Annotated in this window: 17 protein-coding genes and 1 pseudogene; 2 read left to right on the forward strand and 16 right to left on the reverse strand. The window is 67.9% G+C overall.

Annotated features, from left to right (window positions below; genetic code table 11):
- The first annotated feature begins 105 nt into the window (after window positions 1-105).
- Window positions 106-690 (forward strand): TetR/AcrR family transcriptional regulator, encoded by a 585-nt coding sequence (locus E1H18_RS03370; protein WP_172263640.1) that lies wholly within the window; start codon window positions 106-108, stop codon window positions 688-690.
- A gap of 22 nt (window positions 691-712) precedes the next feature.
- On the opposite strand, the gene E1H18_RS03375 is transcribed toward E1H18_RS03370, so the two are convergent.
- The 10 genes and pseudogenes from E1H18_RS03375 to prmC form a co-directional block, all read right to left on the reverse strand.
- Complete coding sequence (locus E1H18_RS03375; RefSeq protein WP_172263642.1) at window positions 713-3,829, reverse strand: P-loop NTPase fold protein; 3,117 nt, start codon at window positions 3,827-3,829, stop codon at window positions 713-715.
- 112 nt (window positions 3,830-3,941) lie between these two features.
- On the reverse strand, window positions 3,942-4,274 hold the full coding sequence (locus tag E1H18_RS03380; protein ID WP_172263644.1) for a hypothetical protein: 333 nt from the start codon (window positions 4,272-4,274) through the stop codon (window positions 3,942-3,944).
- Window positions 4,275-4,342: 68 nt separating this feature from the next.
- Window positions 4,343-6,937: an ATP-dependent chaperone ClpB gene (clpB, locus tag E1H18_RS03385; RefSeq protein WP_172263646.1), complete on the reverse strand. Its 2,595-nt coding sequence runs from the start codon at window positions 6,935-6,937 to the stop codon at window positions 4,343-4,345.
- Between the two features lie 97 nt (window positions 6,938-7,034).
- Window positions 7,035-7,802: a M48 family metallopeptidase gene (locus E1H18_RS03390; protein ID WP_172263648.1), complete on the reverse strand. Its 768-nt coding sequence runs from the start codon at window positions 7,800-7,802 to the stop codon at window positions 7,035-7,037.
- A gap of 74 nt (window positions 7,803-7,876) precedes the next feature.
- Window positions 7,877-8,467 (reverse strand): DUF4893 domain-containing protein, encoded by a 591-nt coding sequence (locus E1H18_RS03395; protein ID WP_172263650.1) that lies wholly within the window; start codon window positions 8,465-8,467, stop codon window positions 7,877-7,879.
- Between the two features lie 55 nt (window positions 8,468-8,522).
- Window positions 8,523-9,305: a sialate O-acetylesterase gene (locus E1H18_RS03400; RefSeq protein WP_172263652.1), complete on the reverse strand. Its 783-nt coding sequence runs from the start codon at window positions 9,303-9,305 to the stop codon at window positions 8,523-8,525.
- Window positions 9,302-10,543 carry an SGNH/GDSL hydrolase family protein gene (locus E1H18_RS03405; protein WP_172263654.1) on the reverse strand — a complete coding sequence of 414 codons (1,242 nt, stop codon included), beginning with the start codon at window positions 10,541-10,543 and terminating at the stop codon, window positions 9,302-9,304. Before E1H18_RS03405 ends, E1H18_RS03400 begins: the two co-directional genes overlap by 4 nt.
- Before the next feature lie 98 nt (window positions 10,544-10,641).
- On the reverse strand, window positions 10,642-11,793 hold the full coding sequence (locus tag E1H18_RS03410; RefSeq protein ID WP_172263898.1) for a DUF4167 domain-containing protein: 1,152 nt from the start codon (window positions 11,791-11,793) through the stop codon (window positions 10,642-10,644).
- Window positions 11,794-11,999: pseudogene (locus tag E1H18_RS03415) on the reverse strand (hypothetical protein); the annotation flags it as partial.
- 37 nt (window positions 12,000-12,036) lie between these two features.
- On the reverse strand, window positions 12,037-12,906 hold the full coding sequence (gene prmC / locus E1H18_RS03420; protein ID WP_172263656.1) for a peptide chain release factor N(5)-glutamine methyltransferase: 870 nt from the start codon (window positions 12,904-12,906) through the stop codon (window positions 12,037-12,039).
- Between the two features lie 41 nt (window positions 12,907-12,947).
- On the opposite strand from prmC, the gene E1H18_RS03425 reads away from it, so the two are divergent.
- Window positions 12,948-13,676 (forward strand): alpha/beta fold hydrolase, encoded by a 729-nt coding sequence (locus E1H18_RS03425; RefSeq protein WP_206679019.1) that lies wholly within the window; start codon window positions 12,948-12,950, stop codon window positions 13,674-13,676.
- 153 nt (window positions 13,677-13,829) lie between these two features.
- Here E1H18_RS03425 and E1H18_RS03430 read toward each other — a convergent pair whose 3' ends face one another.
- From E1H18_RS03430 to E1H18_RS03455, 6 genes are all read right to left on the reverse strand, one after another.
- Entirely contained in the window at window positions 13,830-16,550 is a 2,721-nt protein-coding gene (locus E1H18_RS03430; RefSeq protein ID WP_172263658.1) for a TonB-dependent receptor, read from the reverse strand.
- A gap of 118 nt (window positions 16,551-16,668) precedes the next feature.
- Complete coding sequence (locus tag E1H18_RS03435; protein WP_172263660.1) at window positions 16,669-17,469, reverse strand: response regulator; 801 nt, start codon at window positions 17,467-17,469, stop codon at window positions 16,669-16,671.
- Window positions 17,470-17,554: 85 nt separating this feature from the next.
- Window positions 17,555-18,703 (reverse strand): hypothetical protein, encoded by a 1,149-nt coding sequence (locus E1H18_RS03440; RefSeq protein ID WP_370526405.1) that lies wholly within the window; start codon window positions 18,701-18,703, stop codon window positions 17,555-17,557.
- Between the two features lie 101 nt (window positions 18,704-18,804).
- The gene (locus tag E1H18_RS03445) at window positions 18,805-20,466 is read right to left on the reverse strand and encodes an ATP-binding protein (protein ID WP_241735864.1); all 1,662 of its coding nucleotides are present in this window, start codon (window positions 20,464-20,466) and stop codon (window positions 18,805-18,807) included.
- Between the two features lie 161 nt (window positions 20,467-20,627).
- Window positions 20,628-21,914 (reverse strand): adenylosuccinate synthase, encoded by a 1,287-nt coding sequence (locus tag E1H18_RS03450; RefSeq protein ID WP_172263664.1) that lies wholly within the window; start codon window positions 21,912-21,914, stop codon window positions 20,628-20,630.
- 122 nt (window positions 21,915-22,036) lie between these two features.
- A complete protein-coding gene (locus E1H18_RS03455; RefSeq protein ID WP_172263666.1) occupies window positions 22,037-22,645 on the reverse strand; it encodes an acyloxyacyl hydrolase in 609 nt (202 codons plus the stop codon).
- Window positions 22,646-22,674 lie beyond the last annotated feature (29 nt).

The raw sequence follows: 22,674 nt of genomic DNA on the forward strand, positions 1-22,674 counted from the left end.
ACTCTCTCGTCCCTTGAAGGAAGTGTTGTCCGAGCCGTTCCGGAGGATTAAATGGAGGAAGGCTCCGGATACATATTCGGAGGCACCCTCCGCTTTTCAAGGCCGATGTCCGAAGATTCCGAGCTCAAGATCCGAAAGCCTCGCGCCGACAGCCTGCGCAATCGCGAGCTGCTGCTGACTGCGGCCAAGGCGGCCTTCACGGAAACCAGCGCCGACGCCCCCCTGGAGGATGTCGCCCGGCGCGCAGGCGTGGGCATCGGCACGCTCTATCGCCACTTCCCCACTCGCGAGGCGCTGGTGGCCGCGGTCTATGCGCGCGAGATCGAACAGCTGGCCGCCTCGGCCGACAGCCTGCTGGCCGAGCGCACGGCGGGCGACGCCCTCGGGGCCTGGCTGGACCTCCTGATCGATTACATGGCCACCAAGCGCGTGGTGGCGCCGGCCCTGCGCGCCGATCCCGGCGAGGGCTCACGGATTTACGCCAGCTCCGGCGCGACTATCCTCTCGACCCTGCAACGCCTGACAGAGGCCGCCCACGCCGCCGGCGACATCCGCCCCGACATCGGCTTCGAGGACATCCTGCGCATGATGAGCGGCCTGTCCCAAGGCTTCGAACAGCCCGGTTGGGAAGCCGGCGCCCGACGCCTGCTCAGCGTGATGATGGCGGGGCTGCGGGCCAGGCCGAGCTAAACGATCGCCTCGGCGTCGAGGCCTACTCTGCCAACTCGAACCCGTGCTCCCAGATGATGCGGTTGAATTGCCGCACGGCGTCGGGCTCGACGCGGGTCTTGGCGAACAGGGTCGACGCGGAGGTGGGATCCTTCAGTTCGCAGACCCCCAGCAACCTGGCCAGCGCCGGATCGGCCCGCAGGCGTTTGACCTCGGCCTCGACCGCAGCCTTGCCGTTCTTGTCCTCGCCATCGGTCAGGGCTTTCATCGCCGCCTTCGCCTCCGCGCTTGACCCGTAGGCAGCGTCCAGCAGCAGCGGCGAGCGCGCCAGCTTGCGCCAGGTATCGGGCCATTCCGTCGAGAGCGCCACCCACAGGGCCAGCTGCCGCCAGCGCGAGGTGCTCTCGGTCGTCGAGAGCGGACCGGGCTGTTCGTACTGGAAATACTGCGCGCCGACGGTGGCGAACAGCGGGAAGGCGTTGATCACCCGCTTGATCTGCCGAGGGTTGTTGGGCAGCAGCGGCGCCAGGCCGCCCAGCACCTTCTCGACCCGCTGGGTCAGGGCGGCGTCGCTGTTGGTGGCCTGGGTCACCCCGCTGGACGCCGCGACGCGAGCCGCCTCGATGTCTTCGCCTAGCGCTTCCTGCTCCTCCAGAACAGTCTTCAGAACTTGCTCTTGCTCGGATGCGGACCCGCCCCCGGTCAGCACCGCCTCCACGGCCTGGGTCGCAGCGTTGGGTGCGGGCGGCGGTGATGGGAGCGGGTAGTCGTGCTTTCGACCGCCCACCTGTTTGAGGGTGAATAGGGCGCGGCTCTCGGGGGTCATGGCCGGCAGGACGAACGAGAGCTGGAAAATCTTCTCCACGAAACGCGCGCCCAGCTTGGTCTCCGGCCCGACCGCCAGGCTGCCCATGTCGGCGTGGGCCACCGAGTGAGCCGTCTCGATCCAGTTGCGGTCGCCCAGGATCATCACGAACATCCGGGGCGACTGCAGGATGGTCTGGAAGCCACGCAGCATCTCGACCACCATCTTAGGCGGGCAACGATCCAGGTCGTCGACGATCAGCAGGATCGGTCGTCGGCCTACGGCCAGGATTCCCTGGATCGTCCGACGGAAGCGCGCGATCGGATCGCCGACGCCGACACGCCGCGTCTCGCCCGAGAAGTCGATATCGGGGGCCAGCGATTGCGACAGGGCAGAACCCAAGGTCACCAATCCTCCGCCCAGAAGGGTGAGACCCAGCATCACCAGCTCGGCCATCTTCTTGAAGTCATCCAACGTCATGCCGCCAAGCACCCGGCCCGGCGTACAGTTCGGGAGGGCGGTCGGGCAGGCGCTGGCGGTCAGAGGGATAATCGTCAGCAAAAACCACACGCCGCCCCCAGCAAGGGCGGTCCATGCCAGTTGCTTGATCAGCCGAGTGTTGGTGATCCGATAGACCAGTCCGAGGACAAGCGCCCATCCCCATCGGCCCAAAGCCCGTGTCATGCCAACGAGCGCACGAAGGCGCTCGCTGGGCGTCGCGCGGGAGGCGATCAGAACCTTCGCGCAGTGGCGGAAGTCCTCCAGCATCCCGTCGCGCACCGCCTTGGCGACGTCCAGATAGATCTGCCACCAGGGCGGCTCGACATCCTGATAGCGCCAGGCATTGGAGCGCACGATGATCCACGGCCGCCGCCCCTCGCGCGGATGCGGCTCCCACGTCGTCGCCGAATAGTCGCCCAGGAAGATCCCGTCGAACGAGGCCTTCTCGGGCGGCTGGTCCCCGGCCTTCAAGCCCAGTTGCCCGTACAGGAAGTGATCGGCCGCGACCTTGGCCCCGCGCGGATTCAGCGCCCGAGCGACGAAATTGGCGAAGGTTGTCTTGCCCCCGCCCCACGGCGCGTCGACATGGATGATGAAGGTGTCATCGCCCCCGCCCCCACGACCGGATCGGCCATCCGGCGGGTCATCGGCGCTCGACCCGATGCGGTTGCGCTTGCACCAGATCAGATGCAGCCGCCGCGCCAACGCCAAGGCCAGGCTTCCCCGCTCCAGCAGATCAACCTCCTCGGCCGGCGCATCGGTCAGGTAGTCGGAAGCGCCATCGAAGGTCGCGTCGGGCGGAGGCTGCGGCCCGATATGCGGATGCCGCCGCAGAGCGGCGTCGATCGTCTCGCCGGCCGCAAGGGCGCCCTCCGCATCGATGTCGGACAGAGGGATGCTTGGGACACCGGCCTCCCCCAGAGCCCTCGACAGGATGGCGGCCTGAGCGCTGTCGATCGCATGGACGCCCCCGCCGGCGCTCTTCAACAACGGGCCTGCCTGCGCCTCGACACGGGCGCGCGGGAACAGGTTCCGATCGAAGACTTGCGTGATCAGAACCGGCCAGCGACGACGCCCCTGATTGTCGGTGAACTCCCGCTCGGGACCAGCCGCCAGCACACCAACCGCGACAATCGCCCCGCGACCGCCTTCCTCACCGGACAGGAGCACGACGGTATGACCGCGCCTGAATCGCAGGAGATGGGGCTGGCCGTTCTTGATCCAGAACAGGATCTTGCCGGTCTCCAGCGCCATCAACCAGTCGGCGTTGCGCTGGTCGGGATTGGCGTAGAACACCGAGGCATTGACGCTCACGCGATCGCGAGGCGGCCGAGACCGCGAAGGAGCCGCGCCGCCGTCGGCAGGGGCCTTGGCGCCGAGCGGCGGCGGAGAGGGCCGCGCCTCGACTTCCGGCGTCGAAATGACGACACCGACGCCGGGCCGTTCAGCCCACCTCGTCGCCTCCAGCGCGCGTCGCGTGACCTGAAGGCTCTGGTCCAGGCTCAACCCGCCGGAGCCCATCCCCATCAAGGGCAGCCAAAGGCTGCTCGCTCTGGTGATCCTGAAGTCGTTCAGGGCGCTCGTAAGATTGACGAAGAGGGCTTCATCCGTGTCCATCTTCAGGCCGACGGTCACGACAAAGCACAGGAGGTTCCCCCCTATGCTGACGATCGCGTAGCCCTGCGCGAGATCCCTGGCGGTGGGGATGACGCGGGTCGTGAGATTGAGGCTCTCCAGGACGGCGGTATTCAGCGCCCCTGGCGTCCCCGCCGAGTCGCACGACATGAAGATGACATCGCCCTGCGGCGGCGCCGCCTCGATGATCGTGATTCCGCCCGCCGCGCTCGCGTCCATACTGGCTTCCCCCAAAGCACCGCTATTGGGACGAGCGAGGAGACATCAGTCAACCAGTAAGAGAATTGATCTCAAAGACACGCGCATTGCGAACGGACGCTACGTCCGTCGCTTATAGCCCTTCCTCATCCACGTAGATCAGCACGGGCTTGCCGCGCGACAGCGGCTCCCAGCCGGCTTCGATAGCCGAGGCGATGGCCTTGGCGACGATGCGCACGGGGACCTGCGAAGGCTTCAGCGGCGGGGCGCTGAACTTGGGCTTGGGGCCAGGCGGGAACTCCACCAAGGCCTCGCGCTGGCCCTCCTTGTGGCGGACGGCCAGCACCTTGCCGTGCCGCTCCGACGGGTCGTAGTTCCATTGCGGCAGACGGTGCAGCCGCCAGACATAGAATTCGCCGTCGACCTCGATGTCGAACTCAACGGTCAGCTTGGTGGTTTTGGCCATGCCGGGGAATACCTCAGCCTGGGCTCAAGAAAAAGGGCCGCCCCTTTCGGAGCGGCCCTTCGCCTTGATTACTGCAAGGTAGCCTTGCCGAACGACAGGCCGCCATCCTCGACCCCGACGGCGATGACGCCGCCGTCCTCGATCTCGCCGGCCAGCAGCTTGCGGGCGATCGGGTCGACCAGCTCCTTCTGGATCACGCGCTTCAAGGGACGCGCGCCATAGACCGGGTCGTAGCCCTTGTCGGCGATCCAGTTCAGGGCCTCGGCGTCGATCGACAGCGCCATGCGACGGTCGGTCAGCAGCTTCTCGACCCGCTGCAGCTGGATGCGGACGATGTCCCCCATGTGCGGGCGCGACAGGCGCTTGAACAGGATGACCTCGTCGATCCGGTTGAGGAACTCAGGCCGGAAGTGGCCCCGCACCATGTTCATCACCAGCGGGCGGACGGCTTCCACGTCGGCGCTTTCGCCATTGGGGCCCTCTTCCTGGTTGGCCAGGAATTCGGCGCCGAGGTTGCTGGTCATGATGATCAGCGTGTTGCGGAAGTCGACCGTGCGGCCCTGACCATCGGTCAGGCGACCGTCGTCCAGCACCTGAAGCAGCACGTTGAAGACATCCGGGTGGGCCTTCTCGATCTCGTCGAACAGCACCACCTGGTATGGACGGCGACGAACGGCCTCGGTCAGCGCCCCGCCCTCGTCGTAGCCGACATAGCCGGGAGGCGCGCCGATCAGACGGCTGACCGAGTGCTTCTCCATGTACTCGGACATGTCCATCCGGGTGATGGCGTGCTCGTCAGCGAACAGGAACTCGGCCAGGCTCTTGGTCAGTTCGGTCTTGCCCACGCCCGTCGGGCCCAGGAATAGGAACGAGCCGATCGGCTTGGACGGATCCTGGAGGCCGGCCCGCGCGCGGCGGACGGCGTCGGACACGGCGGTCAGGGCCTCGTCCTGGCCGACCACGCGACCGCGCAGTTCGTCCTCCATCTTCAAGAGCTTCTCGCGCTCGCCTTCCAGCATCTTCTCGACCGGCACGCCCGTCCAGCGGCTGACGACAGCGGCGATCTGCTCGGCGTCGACGACCTCGGGCGTCAGGGCGGCAGTGTCGCCTTCCTCAGCCTCCTCCAGGCGGCGCTCCAGGGCCGGGATCTCGCCGTACTGGATCTGGCCGGCGCGAGCGAAGTCGCCGGCGCGCTGCGCGGTTGCGAGGTCGGCGCGCAGACGGTCGAGCGCTTCACGCGCTTGCGCAGCGCCGCCGACCTTGTCCTTCTCGGCCTTCCAGCGGGCGGTCATCTCGTCCGACCGGAACTGCAGATCGTCGACCTCGACCTCCAGGTTCTCCAGGCGATGCTTGGAGGCGGCGTCGGTTTCCCTCGACAAGGCCTCGCGCTCGATCTTCAGCTGCACCAGGCGGCGGTCGATCTCGTCCAGTTCCTCGGGTTTGCTGTCGATCGCCATGCGCACGCGGCTGGAAGCCTCGTCCATCAGGTCGATCGCCTTGTCGGGCAGGAAACGGTCGGCGATGTAGCGATTGCTGAGCGTGGCGGCGGCGACCAGGGCCGAGTCCGAGATGCGCACCCCGTGGTGGACCTCGTACTTCTCCTTCAGGCCGCGCAGGATCGAGACGGTGTCCTCCACCGTGGGCTCACCGACGAACACCGGCTGGAAGCGACGGGCCAGAGCCGCGTCCTTCTCGACGTGCTTGCGGTACTCGTCCAGCGTGGTGGCGCCGACGCAGTGCAGCTCGCCGCGCGCCAGGGCGGGCTTCAGCAGGTTGGAGGCGTCCATCGCCCCATCGCCCTTGCCGGCCCCGACCAGCGTGTGCATCTCGTCGATGAACAGGATGATCGAGCCTTCGGCCGCCGTGGTCTCGGCCAGCACGGCCTTCAGGCGCTCCTCGAACTCGCCGCGATACTTCGCGCCAGCGATCAGGCTGCCCATGTCCAGCGAGAGGAGCTTCTTGTCCTTCAGGCTTTCCGGCACGTCGCCATTGATGATGCGCAGGGCCAGGCCCTCGACGATGGCGGTCTTGCCGACGCCGGGTTCGCCGATCAGGACGGGGTTGTTCTTGGTGCGGCGCGACAGGACTTGGATCGTGCGGCGGATTTCCTCGTCGCGGCCGATCACCGGGTCCAGCTTGCCGTCGCGGGCGGCGGCGGTCAGATCGCGTGCGTAGCGCTTGAGCGCCTCATAGCCTTCCTCGGCATTGGCGCTGTCGGCGGTGCGGCCCTTGCGCAGGGCGTTGGCGGCGGTCTCCAGGGCCTGGGCCGAAACGCCGGCTTCCTTGAAGAGCTTGGCGGCCTCGGCGCCTTCCTTGGCGATGGCGATCAGCAGGCGTTCGGTGGTGACGAAGGCGTCGCCGGCCGTCTTGGCGCCCTTCTCGGCTTCGGCGAAGACGCGGGCCGTGTCGGGTTTCATGTAAAGCTGGCCGCCGGCGCCGTCGACGCGCGGGGTCTTGGCCAACAGGGTCTCGACGCCGCCGTCCAGCTGGTCGGGGCGGCCGCCGGCGCTCTGGATCAGGGCGCGGCTGAGGCCGTCCTTTTCCTCGAGCAGGACCTTGAGAATGTGTTCGGGCGCGAATTGCTGGTGACCACGGGCGAGCGCCAGGCTCTGGGCCGACTGGACGGCCTGTTTGGCGCGGTCCGAATAGAGATCGATGTTCATGGTGTCCCCTTCCTAGGCGGATCTGGACCCACCGCCTTCACGAAGCACGGTGAGTTCCAGAGGGGCATTTAGGTGTGGCTGATGAGCCACACAAGGCCTACCAGCCCTTGCCGGAGAGATAAGCTTCCAGCGCCTGGATCCGCACCGCGTCGGACGGGTGGGTCGAGCTCAGCTCGCCGCCGGAAGCCTTGCCTTGGGCGATGTCCAGCGCCTGCATGTTGCGCCACAAGGTCACCGCCTCACGGGGGCGATAGCCGGCCCGCTGCATGTAGTCGACGCCCAGCTTGTCGGCCTCCAGCTCCTGCTTGCGGGAGAACGGCAGCAGAACCCCGAACTTGGCCGCGTCGCCGCCGTGATCCTTGACCAATCGCCCGAAATCGCTGCTGCCAGCCGCCGCCCCGGCGATGCCCAGCAGGATCTGCGAAGTGCGCTGCTGGGAGACCCGCTCGGCGGCGTGACGGGCGACGACGTGGCCGGCCTCGTGGCCGATCACCGCCGCCAGCTGATCGTCGTTCTCGACGACGGCCAGCAGGCCCACCGTAACCCCGACATGGCCGCCCGGCAGCACGAAGGCGTTGGGGGCCTCGTCCAGGAACACCGCATAGTCCCAAGGCCGGTCGGCCAGGCCCGCCGCCTGGATCACCCGCTGGCCGATCGCCCGCACCCGGCCGACCTTGACCGGCTCGCGCGAGACATTGCCGGTGCGCAGGGTCTCGGCCCAGGCCTTCTCGCCCTCGGCCGCCAGGTTGTCGTCGCCGACGATCAGCAGTTGGTCGCGCCCCAGATCGGCGTTGTAGGCGCAGCCCGACATCGCGCAGGCGGCGGCCATCAGGAGGGGCAAGGTCAGTCGGCTAGGAAAGGCCATGGGCTCCGTCGGCTTTGTTTCAGACGTGAAACGCAGCCTTATCGCGCCGACCTTCCCTTGCGCAACCTGGGCCGCTAGCGGCGAAGCTCCAGGATGTCGAGCTTCGACTCCTGCTGCGGCCACGGCATCGCCAGGCGGTACTGATTGGCGCCGACCCTCTCGAACACGCCCACCTGATCGCGCTCGGGGCTGCGGCCGTACTGAGCCCGGCCCTCGCCGGTTCCCCAGGCCACCGCGCCCAGGAACACCAGGCGCTTGGCGGCGTCGGGATAGAGGTTGCCGGCCTGGCGCTGCGAGCCTGTGGTCTTCTCCAGGATCAGGTCGCCGCCCGGGGTCAGCTCGACCCGGCAGCGGAACCAGCCGTAGGCGATGTAGGACGGGCCGACGCCCTGCGTCCCCAGCTTGATGGTCCGGCAGCGATAAGTCCCTGGCGTCGGCTGCGGGCGGGCCAGGGAGACGCGCGGATCGGCCAGAGGGCCCAGCGCCTTCAGGTCACGGCCGTAGCCATCACGACGAACTTCCGCCAGCGCTTGCGTCCACGCCTCGTCCAGCCGCTCGATCCGCCGCACGTCCGCGCGCTTGGCGTCGGCGCGCCAGTCGCCGGACGCCGCCAATGCCGGGGCGGCGGTCAGTAGGGAGAGAGCGAGAACGGACGCGACGCGCATGGGCGGCTCCTGGAGTTTCGGGTCCGAGAAGAACTCCCGAAGGCGCCCCGCGGTTCTATCGGCAACCGGCGCGGCGCAGCTTGTCCATGGCTTGGGCCAGACGCGGACCCAGGTCACGCTGGGCCGCCGTGGTCAGGTGCAGGTCGTCGGGCTTCTTGGGCAAACCCTGGGCCGAGACCATGGCCACGCACGTCGGCAGCGGTCCGGCCTGAACCGCCTGGATCGCCGCCCAGCCGGGATAGGTCTTGGGCGCGCTGATCGCGGGCGACGGCGGATCGGCCAGTTGAACGATGACGATCGGCAGAAGCTTAGCGCCCAGGTCTGCGCGGAAGCGGGCGACCAGGGTCTCGAAGGCCGCGCGCCAGGCCTGCGCCGAGTCCGCCTGGCCGGCGTCGGTCTCGCCTTGATACCAGAGGATCCCCTTCGGCTTTCCGCCCACCGCGCGAGCCCGGGCCAGGCACGAGCCGTACAAGGTGTCGCGACCGCCGCCAGGCGTCCATTGCGCCATCGACGAGCCGCCCTTGGCGCAGGGGACCAGCAGGATCGGCTTGGGCCTCAAGGTCTGCGTCGCACGAGCGAAGAACAGGCCCGGCCCCACCGCCGCCAGGCCGGCGTCGGACGAGACCGCGTCGACCTGCCCGGTCGCGTCGTCCAGCGGGTCCAGGGCCGGACGGACCTGCTCGTCGTTGCCATAGACCTGTATGGCCGGATCGGCGGTTCGCTCCGCCGCCGTCAGCGCCTCGACCAGGCCACGGCCGGACATGTTGGACTGGCCGGTCAGAAGGTAGACGTCTGGCGCCGCCGTGATCGTCAGGGCCAGGGTCAGGGCCGCGATCACTTGCGCGGGGCCAGCAGCGACAGCGGGACGGCCGCGGCCATGGCCCGATAGCCGGCCGGCGACGGGTGCAGTTGGTCGCCGCTGTCGTACTCGGCCTTCAGGCGCGCGGGGTTGGCGGGGTCGCGGGTGGCGGCGTCGAAGTCGATTACCGCGTAAAAAGCGCCGGACGTGCGGATCCACTGGTTCACGGCCTGGCGGTCGGCGTCGGCGTCCGCGTCGGAGCGATAGACCTTGGTGCCGCCGAACGGCAGGATCGTCGTGCCGATCACGCGGATCCCCAGCCCGTGGGCGCGCTCGATCACCTGGCGGTAGCCGGCAATCAGGCCCTGGACGACCGCCTGGCGCTTCTCCGGCGTCACCGGCCCCTCGCGCGACAGGTTGCCGATGTCGTTGACGCCGATCAGCACGATCAGAGTGGTGACGCCTGGATGCATCAGCACATCGCGGTCCAGACGGGCCAGGCCGCTGGGGCTGTTGCCGTCGGTCAGCAGGCGGTTGCCGCCGATGCCGGCGTTGATCACCGACAGACCTCGGGTGCGGGGATCAGCCTGCAGCCGTTCGGCCAGGATGTCGGGCCAGCGCTCGTCGACGTCGACGCCTGTGCCAGCTCCGTCCGTGATGGAATCGCCGAAGGTCGCGATGGCGTTGACCTTGGCGTTCTCGACCTCGATCCCAGCCAGTTGCAGCCATTGAACGGTCTTGGTCGCCCCCGGCAGGTCGGCGGCGTCGGGCGCCGCGCCGGCGGCCAGGTAGCTGGTGGTGCGCGAGGCTCGGTGCTGGGTCGACAGACTGGGCGGCGCGGGCAGCTGCAGGCTGACGGCGAGGCGGTCCAGGGCCTTGGCCCGCAGGGCGATCGGATCGGACAGATAGACCGCTCCAGCCGGGATGGTGACGCCGTCGCGGCCGTCAAAGGTGACCTTGCGATCGCTGCCGGCGACGATGGCGGCGCTGGCCCGCGCCGTCGACAGCGCCACATGGGCGGCGTCGATGCGCAGCGGCGTGGTCCCAAAGGCGTTGGACAGGCGCAGGCGCACGCGCGGTCCGCCGGCGGTCAGGCGCACGACCTGGCGCAACACGAACGGGCCTTGCGGGAACGGCGGGGGCTTGTCGGGCTCGGCGGCGACCACCGCCGTCGACCAGGCGCTGACCCAGGGCCCGCGCCGCTCGGCCGCGCAGGGGGTTGCCGTCGCCAGCACCAGGACGCTCGCCAGCGCCAGAAGCCGCATCGCCTGTCTCATGGAAACTCCCCGACCAAACTCGGCCGGGAGCTTAGGCGCCGCTCAAAGAAAAAGGGAGCTGCTTTCACGGCTCCCTTTGAACTTCAATCTCCCGAGGCTCAGGCCTCTTCGGACTCCGACGAAGCCGGGGCCCCCTCGCCCGCCTCGAAGCTGCGCGGAGCGCGGCGACGGCGGGGCTTCTTGACCTCTTCGCCGCCTTCGGCCGCGGCGGGGGCCGGAGCCTCCTCGGCCGGAGCAGCAGCAGCGGCGGGCGCGGCGCGGGTCTTGCGGCCCAGGAAGGCCGGAGCCTCGCTGACCGTGCCGTCCTGGCCACGCAGCAGGGGCGAACCCTCGCTGGCCGGGGCTTCGCTGGCGGTCGGCAGCGGCGAGGCTTCCGGTTCGATCACGGCCATCGGGTCGCGCTCGCCGCGCGGCTGCCAGTCACGATCGCGGTCGCGGTTGCGTTCGCGGCGCGGACGGCGGCCCTCGCGGAACTCGCCCTCGGCCTGCGGCTGGTCTCCCTCGGCGGCCGCCCGGTCTTCACGGGGGCGCTCTTCACGCACCCGATCCTCACGGGGACGATCGTCGCGCGGACGGTCGTCACGGTCGCGGAAACGGTCTTCACGAGGCCGGTCGTCGCGAGGACGGTCATCCCGCGGGCGATCATCACGGGGACGATCCTCACGCGGCCGATCATCGCGCGGACGGTCATCGCGGTTGCGATCACGATCGCGGTCGTCGCGGTCGCGCCAGCGGTCGCGGCGGCCTTCGCCCCCGTCCCGGTTATCGCGGTTGTCGCGATTGCGGTCCCGATCACGGTTGCGATCGCGGTTTTCGAAACGATCACGGCGCTGCTCGCCGCCTTCGCCGCCTTCACCAGCCTCGCCCTGCTGAGACTCGGCCGGAGCCGGCGTCTCGACAGCTTCGACTTCCTCGGGCTCGGCCTCGAAGTCGATCTCGTAGGCCGCGTAGACGTCCTTGCCGATGATGTCGGACACCGGACGATTCGGCTGGATGGCGCGCAGGACGCGGAAATAGTGCTCGGCGTGCTGCAGATAGTTCTCGGCCAGCACGCGGTCGCCGGACGACGTCGCGTCACGCGCCAGCTGCTGGTACTTTTCGTACACGCTCTGGGCCGCGCCGCGCACCTTGATGCCTTCCGGGCCGTTCGAATCGAACGCGCGGTTGGCGTTGTGCTGCTGAGGCTTGCCACCGCTGCCGCCGCGATTGTTGCGGCCGCGCTGGCGCTTCATGCCCTTGAAATCTCTCATGGTCTTCTTCTGAACCTGTCCGGAGGTCAGTCTTGTGCTGGCGCACCCGGCCTTGCTGGTCTCTGGGCGGGTCGAACCCTGGTAGACGTCAGAGACACTGGTTTCCGTAGAGCCTCCGCCCTGCCGTTCGGCGCGACGACCGGCGGACCGGGAGCGCCTGCCGGGGGAGCCTGGCGAACGTCAGCGACGCTCGTCTTTCCCGTCACCCGGCGATCTGGAAGGAGACAAGACTCGTCTAACGGTTCACGCCCCGGTTTCCAAGGGATTTTTCACCCCCGTGACAACACGGTCGTGGGTGGACAGATCCTTGATCGTCGTGACCTGCTGGGCGCCCGCCTCGCGGAACAGGGCTTCGACGTCCTTGGACTGGTCGAAGCCGATCTCGACGGCGAACATGCCGGCGGGCTTGAGCACGCGCAGGATCTCCGGGGCCAGCAGGCGATAGGCGTCCAGACCATCCTCGCCGCCATCCAGGGCCAGGCGCGGTTCGTGGTCGCGAACCTCCGGCTCCAGGGTCTCGATGACCTTGGTCGGAATATAGGGCGGGTTGGAGACCACCAGGTCGAAGCTGGCGTCGCCCAGACCGGCGGTCCAGTCGCCGTGCATGAAGGCGGCGCGGTTGTTCAGGTCCAGACTGGCGGCGTTTTCGCGCGCCACGGCCAGGGCTTCGTCCGAGGCGTCGACACCCAGCCCCTTGGCCGCCGGGCGCTCGGCCAGCACCGCCAGCAGGATGGTGCCCGAGCCGACGCCCAGGTCCAGCATCGAGAAGCCCATCTGCTCGGGGAAGGCCTTCAGCACCTCGTCGACGATGACCTCGGTCTCGGGACGCGGGGTCAGGACGTTCTTGTTGACCTGCAGCAGGATCTTCCAGAAGCCCTTGCGGCCGATGATCTGGCTGACCGGCTCGCGCTTGGCGCGGCGATCCAGGTAGTTTTCCAGAGTCGCTTCCTGCTCGGGCGTCAGTTCGCGATAGGGATCGGTGACGATCTCGGTGCGGGTGACGTCGGCGGCCACCTCCAGCATCAGGCGCGCGTCGATGGACGGCTGATCGATGCCGGCGTCCTTCAGACGATCCTTGGCGGCGGTCCAGGCTTTCACGAGAGTCAGGGTCATGCGGCGGGTTTAGCGCTTCGAGCGCCGGTGCGAAACGGCTAATGGTCGCGGCCATGACCACCGCCCTGCCCCAGCTTATTCTCCTTCCCGGCCTGCTGAACGACGCCGAACTGTGGCGCGACCAGATCGCGGGACTGTCCGATGTCGCCCGCTGCTGGGTCCCGGACCTGACCCAGGGCGAGACGATCCATGCGCTGGCCCAGAGCGTCCTGGAACAGGCCGAGCCGACCTTCGCCCTGGCCGGCTTTTCGATGGGCGGCTATGTCGCCCAAGAGATCGCCCGCTTGGCGCCCGAGCGCATCGAACGCCTGGCGCTGCTGGACACCGCCATCCGGGTCGACACCCCTGAACGCGCCGCCCAGCGCCGGGCGCTGAACAAGGCCGCCGCCAAGGGCGGGACGTTCCTGGGCATCGGCCAGGCCATCCTGAAGAGCTATGTCGACGCCTCGCGCCTGGACGACGCCGACCTGACCGGCCGCATCGTCGAGATGACCCAGCGCCTGGGCCGCGACGTGTTCCTGCGCCAGAACAGCCTGGAGCGCGAGGATGGCGAGGCGGCGCTGAAGGCCCTGCGCGTGCCGCTGGCGATCGTCGTCGGCGAGAACGACCAGATCACGCCCGCCGAGGGGCACCGCGAGATGGCCCGGGCGATCGGCTGCTCGCATCTGCTGGTCATCCCGAACACCGGCCACATGACGCCGATGGAAGCGCCCGGCCCGGTCAACGGCGCCCTGCGTCACTGGCTGTCACGTCCTGCCGGCCACCGCTAGCCAACAAAAAACCTCCCCGGATCGCTCCGGGGAGGCTCTTGCAGACCGGGTGTCTACCCCAAGCCCTCAGAGCCTTTCTGTTCCAGAAAGGCTCCGCGCTTTTGCTTTGAGCGCGTCCGGGCGGCGAACCGCCCACACTTCGCCTGACGCGCTCTAGAAGTTGAAGCGCACGCCGCCGACGTAGCGGCGACCGAACTTCTCGTACTCGATCGGATAGCGCGACTGGTCGCCGTAGCGGCGCGAGCCCTGGTTGGTCAGGTTGCTGGCGTCGAAGAACACTTCGACGTTCTTGTTGACCCGATAGCGGGCCGAGAAGTCCAGCTCCTCGTCGCTGTCCCAGAAGATGTCGCCGTTGTCGCTGGCGTAGGACACGCCATTGCTGACGCGGCGCGCGCCCACCGACTGGCCCCACGGCGTGCGGTACTGGTAGGCCAGACGCAGGGTCATGCCGTACTTTTCGTAGATGGCCTGGACGTTGTAGACGGCGTCCGAGGTGCCCAGCACCGAGATCGTACGGGCCGGCACGGGACCAACCGCCGCCAGGTCGACTTCCGACGAGGTCCAGGTGCCCGACAGGCGCGTGCCGAAGCCGCCCAGCCAGCTGGGCAGGCCGCGCTCCTGGACGAAGGTTTCGGCCGTGCCGCTGAAGAACACTTCCAGGCCCTTCAGGTGACCCGAGCCGGCGTTGCCGATCTGGGTGACCGTGTAGTCGGAGCGATCGACGCCACCGCTGTTGAGCGCGGTGCTGCCGAATGGACGCGTGGTCTGGACCAGCACATCCTTCAGGTCCTTGTAGAACAGACCCGCCGAGATGAAGGTCTCGCGGCCGGCGTACCATTCCAGATAGGTGTCGAGGCCGATCTGGCGCTCAGGCTTGGCGTCCGGGTTGCCGCCCGAGATCGCCTCGTCGGCGTCGACGAAGGTGTAGTTCGGACGCAGATCGTCGAAGTCGGCGCGCGAGGCCGAGGTGGTGACGCCGACGCGCAGCTTGAGGTCTTCGCGCAGGTTCCAGTTCACGTGGGCGCTGGGGTAGAACAGCGTCACGTCGTTCTTGGTCTTGACCGCACGCCAGTCGCGCGTCGTCGCGTTAGGCGTAAAGTCGACAAAGGCTTGGCCGTGGTTCTGGATGTGCTCGACGCGCAGGCCGTAGACCACGTTACCCCAGTCGAAACGGGTGGTGCCCATGGCGTAGCCGGCGGTGATCGTCTCGCCCACGCGCCAGTAGTTGCCGGTCGTGTCGTTCTTCCGCGCCCCACCGGTTGCGATCAGGTTGTCCACGAACGCCTTGGTGACGTCCTTGTCGGTGTAGCGGAAGGTGTAGTTGAGCTTCTGGCTGCCCAGATAGTCGATGTCGCTGGCCAGTTGCGCCCAGGTCGGCGTCACGCCTGAGAAGGGAAGGTTGGTGAAGCTGCTTTCGCGCGACTTCTTGGTGCGGTCGGTCCACAGGCCGCCGAACTCGAACTTGGTCTCGTGGCCGCCCAGCTCGGCTTCATAGTCGAAGTCGGCCTTGGCGGTGTAGGCGTTGGTGAAATCGCCGCCCTTGAGGTTGCCGGCGCTGTTCATCGGGAACTGGAAGTCCTCGATGTTCATCACCTGGGCGCCCTTGGTGCGGGCGCCGGTGACGCCGCCGGTCTGGAACAGCTTCACGGTGTTCACGTCGCCGTTGCGGAAGTCATATTCCACAGTCGGGCGCAGCAGGAAGCTGGACGGGCTCTGGAAGGCCACCGTCACCGGGGTGTCGCGGCCGTCCTGGGTGAAGGTGTAGTTCAGGCGCCAGGTGGCGCTGAGCTTGTTCCACTTGTGCTCGCCGCCGATCGTGTTGGTCGACATCGCTTCCTTGGTGTCGCGATAGTCGATGCGGGCGTTGATGCGCGCGCCGTAGCTGGTCCCGAAGGTCGGGTCATTGCCGTTGACATAGGCGGCAGTGAGATAGCCGGCGCCGGCCGCGTTCGTGCCCTGGTCCAGACGGAAGATGAAATTGTCGCGCAGCTCGTCGTCGTGGAAGTAGGTGTTGACGGTGCTGAAGAAGACCGAATTGTTGTCGTCGAACTTGTAGTCCAGGCGGACCGTCGCCGACATGTTCTCGCGGGTCAGGCGATAGTGCTTGTTCTCGTGCTCGCGCGCGAAGTGCTTGTTGGAATCGAAGGCGTTGAACAGGTAGGGATCGGTTTCCCAGTTGTCGGTCGCCATCTCGCGCGAATAGTACGAAGCCTGGGCCACGACGCCCAGCTTGTCGGCGAAGACGTTCGAATAGACCAGATTGGCGTCGATCTCGTCGCCGCCGCCCAGCTTCACACGGCCCAGGCCCAGCTTACCGTTGATGCGCTGGCCGTTGTAGTCGAACGCACGGCGCGTGCGGATGTCGACGTTACCGGCGACGGTGTCGCCCGGCATCGACGGCACGATAGCCTTCTCGACGGTGATCAGGCTGGCGATGGCCGACGGAATGTTGTCGAAGCGGGTCGAACGGCCTTCCGGGCTGACGACGCTGAGGCCGTCGAACGACAGGGTCGTCCAGTAGACCGGCGCGCCGCGCAGGTTGATGTAGCGGGCCTGACCCTGGTCGCGCTCGACGCCCACGCCCGGCAGGCGGCCGACGGCGAAGGCGATGTTCTGGTCCGGCAGGGCGCCGACCGCGTCGGCCGACAGGACGCTGACCAGCGAGTCCGAGTTCTTCTGAATCTGCAGCGCCACGGCCTGGCTCTCGGCCATCGGGCGGCGGCCCGTGACGATGACGTCGCTGACGGACGTGTTGTCGTCCTCTGCGCCGACAGTGGTCACTTCAGCGCGGGCGGCGCCCACGGCGGTGGCGGCGATGACGAGCGCGAGCGCGCTCACACGGCGCAGCAGCGCCGTCTGTTGACGAATGATCATGAAATAACCCCCGAGAACCCCTCGCTTTGCGCGATTGAAGGCCTCGGACGGGCTGTTACCGACTAGACGCGGCTAGTACGCGACAGTTCCACGACAGACTCGTGACAGCGAAGCTCAACTAGGCCGCGCGGCCGCCCTCGTCGGTCATGAAGCCCATCAGGGCGTCGATCCGCTTGAGCAGTTCGACGCGGCCGCTCGTGCCGGCCAGATCCGCGCCCATGAAGGTTCCCAGCGCCTCGGCGGCCTGGATCAGGCGGGCGTCCTTGACCGCTTCGCCGACGCGACGCAGCTCCACCGCCTGGGCGGCGAGGGCGCGGCGGGCCTGGGCCGGATCGGTGTCCAGCGCCGTGGCGGCCGACTTGACGATGCGCAGGGCCTGGGACAGGCGCGCGGCGGGCGTGCCGGCCGCATCGGCCTTGCGCTTGCGCGGACCCTTGTAGTCGGCCGAGTTGAAGCGACGGCGATCGGGGCCGACATAGGCTACGGCCTCGATCCAGTCGCGCGGCTTCAGGGCCACCGCTTCCAGGCGGCGCTCCAGATCCTTGATCGTGAACGGCTTGCGCATGAACTCGTGCACGCCCGAATCGCGCGCGCCGAAGATGGTCTCGGCCGTCGCTTCGGCCGTGCACATGATGATCGGCGCCTCGCGGCAGCTCAGGTCGCTGCGGCGGATCTTGCGGGTGAAAGCCAGGCCGTCGACGCCCTGCTGGGCGTGCTCGATGAAGATCAGCTGCGGATCGGTCGCCCGGGCCATGGCGTAGCCCTTCTCCGCGCTGGGCGCGGCGAACATCTGCACCGCGCCCAGCGGACGCAGGTGCTCGGCCAACAAGCGCGCGGTCGCCGGATTGGGGTCCACGACCAGCACCCGCTGCACCTTAGAGGCGACACGCTGAAGATTGCGCACGTTCCCGTCGAACACGGACCTGGGGCTCCTCGAATCTAGACCAAGAGCTTTAGGCCTAGTTCGTAAAAAACGCCTTGATGATTTTCGGGCGTTAACTGCCTTAGCTGGCCATCGGTACGGAGAGGCCCGCCTCGAAGTCCTGGAAGATGTCGATCGCCTCTTCGACGTCGACGGTCAGGGCTTCGCCCGCCGGGAAACGATAACGCCAATAGCTGGAGATGTGTGAGATCACTCCCACCCGCTCGCCCAGCGACAGGAACATTTCCGGGGCGCGCATCAGGAACTCGCGGAAGGCCTGAGGGCGGCCGTTCTCGATCAGGTCCTCGAAGGCGTCGTCATAGACCTTGAGCGTGCGCATGATCGCCGAGCGCTCGACCAGCACCCCGCCTTGCAGGCGGCGGCGGGCGTCGTCGACATAGCGGCCGGTTTCGGCGTCGCGATTACCGGTGACGATGACCCGGCCCAGCTCCTGGCCCACGGCGGTCAGCTGAGGCCAAAGGCGGGTCAGCATCCACTTGTAGTAGAGGAAGCCCTTCCAGCTGAAGACGCCTTCCTTGAAGCTCTCGCCTTCCATGACCAGGGTCTGGCGCAGAGGTTCGAGACGCTCGTCGACGTCGGTGGACAGCAGGGCCTCGACCAGACGCGCGGCATGGGCTCGGCCGACGCCGCGCGAGCCGCGATAGGCCAGCTCGATCAGCCGCGAGATCTCCATCGTCACGAAGCCTTGCATGGCCTCGAGATCGGCCATGGACAGCGCGAAATAGCAGTTGGCCACCAACACGCCGTGCTGGCGCAGGTGCTCGCGCATCAGGAACGGATCCAGCGACGGCAGCATGTCGATCAGGCGCAGGGTCGCCAGATCCCGGCTCATGTCGCTGGAGGCGTTAGTCGCCTCGATGATGAGGTCGGTCCAGCCGCGCTGGCCCACGAACACAGACTGGCCGCCCAGGCCAAGGTCGGTGCGGTCGAAGGGAATGATGATCTTGGTCGCCGTCGGCCGCGCTTCGTCGAACAGATAGAAGTCGTCGTTGCGCAGGCGGTGCTTCAGCACGAGGGCGGTGTTCAGCACGCGGTTGCGGAACAGCGGGGCCTGCAGATATTCGGGACGCTTGCTGCTGTCGGCCTCGACGGCGATCAGGTTCAGCACGCGACTGGTCGAGGCCGTGCGCTCGAGAGCGCGCAGGCTGCGCATCACCCGATCAGCCTTGTTGAGCGGCTTCGGCTTGTGACGACGCGCGAGTGCGGACACGGAACCCCCTAGGTCTGTAAGGGGTCCTGGATACGGCCAAGTCGGCTAACAAACGCTAACCAAGCGGCGTCCGACCGTCCGTACGCAACCGAAAGTGGGTATCAGGCCGTCAAGCGCGTTTCGGGCGGCGCGCTGGCCCGGCACAGGCCGGCCACCGTGGCCAACAGGCCCGCCGGCTGGATCGGCTTGGGGTGGGCGTCGTCGAAGCCCTGGCTCAGCAGGCGCTCGGCGTCGCCGACCATGGCGTCGGCGGTCAGGGCCACCACCGGCATGTCGACGCGGCCGCCCTCGCCCGCCCGGATGCGGCGGACGGTTTCGACACCGTCCATCACCGGCATGTGCACATCCATCAGCACGACGTCGAAGTCCTCGCCGCGCAGGCGGGCCAGGGCGGTGTGGCCGTCATCGACCGTGGCCACCGAGACGTCGGCGGCCTCGAGAATGGCGCGAGCCACCATCTGGTTGACGCGATTGTCGTCGACCACCAGCACCCGCACGCCCGTCAGGTCGAGGCTGGGCGCGACGTCGATCCCTTCGCCCGGCGCGGCGGCGGTCGGCAGGGCCAGGCGGACTGTGAAGGTCGAGCCCTGCCCCGGCGTGCTCTCGACGCCGATCTCGCCACCCATCATCGTCGCCAGCTGCCGGCAGATGGCCAGGCCCAGGCCCGTGCCGCCAAACCGGCGGGCGGTCGAGCGATCGCCTTGCGAGAACGGGATGAACAGGCGCGAGCACTGCTCGGCGCTCATGCCGACGCCGGTGTCCGAGACGGCCAGCAGGATGCCGCCGGGCGTCGCCACGATATGGACGGCCACGCGGCCGGTCTCGGTGAACTTCAGGGCGTTCGAGACCAGATTGCGCAGGATCTGACGAACCCGGGCGTCGTCGCCGGCCAGCCAGGCGGGAGTCTCGGGGTCCACTTCCAGGACCAGGTCCACGCCCTTCAGCCGCGCGGTCTCACCCCAGACCAGCAGGATCTGGGCGGCCGACTTGCGGATGTCGAACGGCGCGCTCTCCAGCTCCAGCTTGCCCGCCTCGACCTTGGAGAGGTCCAGAATGTCGTTGAGGATGGTCAGCAGGCCGTGGCCCGACTGTTCGATCATCTCCAGATAGTCGGCCTGACGCTGGTCCAGGCGCGTGCCGCGCAGGGCATGGGCCAGGCCCAGCACCCCGTTCATCGGCGTGCGCAGCTCGTGGCTCATCATCGCCAGGAAGGCCGACTTGGCGCGGCTGGCCTCGAGAGCGTCGGCCTCGGCCTTCTCCAGCGCCCGGGCGGCGTCACGCATCAGCCGCACGGCGTCGGCCATGTAGCCGGCCAGGCCGACGATGGCGACCAGGGCGATAGTCTTGTCCCAAGTGTTGAACTTGGTCCCCATCAGGGGCGCCAGGGTCAGGGCGATGAATGGCCCCGGCAGGATGGCCAGCATCGCCGCCCGGCTGACGGCGGCGTACTTCATCGCCTCGATCATCAGGCCGAACAGGACGATCAGCGCCGCGAACTTCATCGAGGTCGGGCCGTGGATCGCCACCAGACAGGCCATCACCGACCAGACGGTGGTGAACGCCGCCGAAGGTCCCAGACGCAGGACCGGATGGCGCACCGCCACGTCCGGCTTGAACGACAGCTGCAGATAGACCAGCCAGCCTTCCAGCAGGAAATTGGCCAGAACCCAGATCAAGGCCTGGCGCGGACCGAAGTGGAACGCCAGGAGGCCGGCGGCCACCAGCATGACGATGACGCGCGCCAGGCGGCTACGGCGGCTCATGATGAGAATCGCCTCATCCGCCCCGTCGTCCAGAACCTCACGCAGACCCAACGGCCGACCTTTCGTCACCACAGTTGTGGCGGACGCTAGGCGCACAACGTTCAGCAAACTTTACCAAATGGCCGACCGGCGCCGATTTAGACGCCGGCCGCGCGCTTTGCTCAGCCCTGGAAGGGGTCGCGCATCAGGATGGTGTCGTCTCGCTCGGGGCTGGTCGACAGCAGGGCCACCGGGGCGCCGATCAGCTCCTCGACGCGGCGCACATACTTGATGGCGTTGGCGTTGAGATCCTTGAACGAACGGGCGCCGGCGGTGCTTTCCGTCCAGCCTTCGATCTCCTCGTAGATCGGCGTGGCGGCGGCCTGGTCGCGCAGGCCGGCCGGGAGGTAGTCGACGACCTTGTCGCCGATCTTGTAGCCGACGCAGATCTTCAGCGTCTTCAGGCCGTCCAGCACGTCCAGCTTGGTCAGGGCCACGCCGTGGATGCCGTTGATCGCCACCGACTGGCGCACCAGCACCGAGTCGAACCAGCCGCAGCGGCGGGCGCGGCCGGTATTGACCCCGACCTCGCGGCCGACCGTCGACAGGTGCTGGCCGACCTCATCGAACAGCTCGGCCGGGAACGGGCCTTCGCCGACGCGGGTCGTGTAGGCCTTGACGATGCCCAGCACGAAACCGGTCGCCGACGGGCCCATGCCCGAGCCGGCCGAGGCCTGACCCGCGGCGGTGTTGGAGGAGGTGACGAACGGATAGGTGCCGTGGTCGACGTCCAGCAGCGAGCCTTGCGCGCCTTCGAACAGGATCTTGCGGCCGGCCTTGTGGGCCTGGTCCAGCACCCGCCACGCCGGCTGGGCGTAGGGCAGGATGCGCGGGGCCAGCTCCATCAGGGCGTCGAACAGCTCCTGAGCATTGGCCTCCGGCAGGTTCAGGCCGCGACGCAGGGCGCCGTGGTGGCTGAGCAGGCGCTCGATCTTCGGCTTCAGCGCTTCCGGATCGGCCAGGTCGGCGACGCGGATGGCGCGACGGCCGACCTTGTCCTCATAGGCCGGACCGATGCCGCGGCCGGTGGTGCCGATCTTCTGGGTCGAGGCGGCTTCGCGAGCCTGGTCCAGGTCGCGGTGCAGCGGCAGGATCAGGCAGGCGTTGTCAGCCAGGATCAGCAGCTCGGGCGAAATGTTGACGCCCTGGTCGGCGATCTTGTCGATCTCGCCCAGCAGGTGCCACGGATCGACCACGACGCCGTTGCCGATCACCGACAGCTTGCCCTGGACGACGCCCGAGGGCAGCAGGGCCAGCTTGTAGACCTTGCCGTCCACCACCAGCGTGTGGCCGGCGTTGTGGCCGCCCTGGAAGCGAACGACGACATCGGCTCGGTTGCTGAGCCAGTCGACGATCTTGCCCTTGCCTTCATCGCCCCACTGGGCGCCGACGACGGTCACGTTGGCCATGATGGAGATACGCCTTATCGCCCGCCGGGTGACGTCACAGGGTCCTTCGACAGGACTCGACCCAGGACGTTTCGCAGATTTTAGGCGGCGTCGCGGGCGGCGTCGAAACGCGCCTCACGAAGTCAGAAGGCGTAAACCAGCCGAACCCCTGCGTCGTCAAGCCCCTGGTTCTTGCCGCGGTGGAAGATCTGGCCATTCGACAGGTGGGTGTAGCTCAGCTCCACCGACACGCGGTCGCTGACCTGATAGCCCAGAGCCAGTTCGGGTTCGAACAGCACCTTCGAGCCGAAATCGATGCGCGTGTAGTAGAGGTGCGTGCGGCGCGCGCGCTCTTCCGGCGTCAGGTTCGGGGCGTTGGCGGGCGGCAGGCCCGCCTCGCCGTCCGTATAGGCCAGACCCATGCCGGGACGCAGATAGAACCCGCCCGGCTGGCCCAGATCGATCTTCCAGTTCAGGCCGGCGGCTACGAAGTTGGAGGTGTTCTTGCTGTTGATCGACACCATGGCGTGGGCTTGCGGACGCCCCAGCCAGCGCAGGCTCTCGATGCGGTCGGTGCGATAGCCCAGGTGAACATCGACGCCCTTCTCGCGACCGGCCGCGCCCAGACCAACCGCCTCGCCGATGAAGGTCACGTCATGCTTGAAAAGGCCTGCATACACCTCGCCGGCCCAAGCAGGCGCGGCGCAGCCAAGCGCGGCAAACGCCGCGGCGGCGAACATGGCGGTCTTCATCGAATGGTCCTGAACAGCTGAGCCCCCAG

The organism is Caulobacter sp. RHG1 (genome assembly GCF_013181195.1).
In the GTDB taxonomy this organism is placed as follows: Bacteria; Pseudomonadota; Alphaproteobacteria; order Caulobacterales; family Caulobacteraceae; genus Caulobacter.

What these genes read in the sequence shown, in the direction of transcription:
- prmC (WP_172263656.1), bottom strand. Translation starts at nt 12,906, where the DNA reads ATGACCCTGACTCTCGTGAAAGCCTGGACCGCCGCCAAGGATCGTCTG.
- E1H18_RS03370 (WP_172263640.1), top strand. Translation starts at nt 106, where the DNA reads ATGTCCGAAGATTCCGAGCTCAAGATCCGAAAGCCTCGCGCCGACAGC.
- E1H18_RS03455 (WP_172263666.1), bottom strand. Translation starts at nt 22,645, where the DNA reads ATGAAGACCGCCATGTTCGCCGCCGCGGCGTTTGCCGCGCTTGGCTGC.
- E1H18_RS03375 (WP_172263642.1), bottom strand. Translation starts at nt 3,829, where the DNA reads ATGGACGCGAGCGCGGCGGGCGGAATCACGATCATCGAGGCGGCGCCG.
- E1H18_RS03410 (WP_172263898.1), bottom strand. Translation starts at nt 11,793, where the DNA reads ATGAGAGATTTCAAGGGCATGAAGCGCCAGCGCGGCCGCAACAATCGC.
- E1H18_RS03425 (WP_206679019.1), top strand. Translation starts at nt 12,948, where the DNA reads ATGGTCGCGGCCATGACCACCGCCCTGCCCCAGCTTATTCTCCTTCCC.
- E1H18_RS03430 (WP_172263658.1), bottom strand. Translation starts at nt 16,550, where the DNA reads ATGATCATTCGTCAACAGACGGCGCTGCTGCGCCGTGTGAGCGCGCTC.
- E1H18_RS03450 (WP_172263664.1), bottom strand. Translation starts at nt 21,914, where the DNA reads ATGGCCAACGTGACCGTCGTCGGCGCCCAGTGGGGCGATGAAGGCAAG.
- E1H18_RS03405 (WP_172263654.1), bottom strand. Translation starts at nt 10,543, where the DNA reads ATGAGACAGGCGATGCGGCTTCTGGCGCTGGCGAGCGTCCTGGTGCTG.
- E1H18_RS03395 (WP_172263650.1), bottom strand. Translation starts at nt 8,467, where the DNA reads ATGCGCGTCGCGTCCGTTCTCGCTCTCTCCCTACTGACCGCCGCCCCG.
- E1H18_RS03380 (WP_172263644.1), bottom strand. Translation starts at nt 4,274, where the DNA reads ATGGCCAAAACCACCAAGCTGACCGTTGAGTTCGACATCGAGGTCGAC.
- clpB (WP_172263646.1), bottom strand. Translation starts at nt 6,937, where the DNA reads ATGAACATCGATCTCTATTCGGACCGCGCCAAACAGGCCGTCCAGTCG.
- E1H18_RS03445 (WP_241735864.1), bottom strand. Translation starts at nt 20,466, where the DNA reads ATGAGCCGCCGTAGCCGCCTGGCGCGCGTCATCGTCATGCTGGTGGCC.
- E1H18_RS03390 (WP_172263648.1), bottom strand. Translation starts at nt 7,802, where the DNA reads ATGGCCTTTCCTAGCCGACTGACCTTGCCCCTCCTGATGGCCGCCGCC.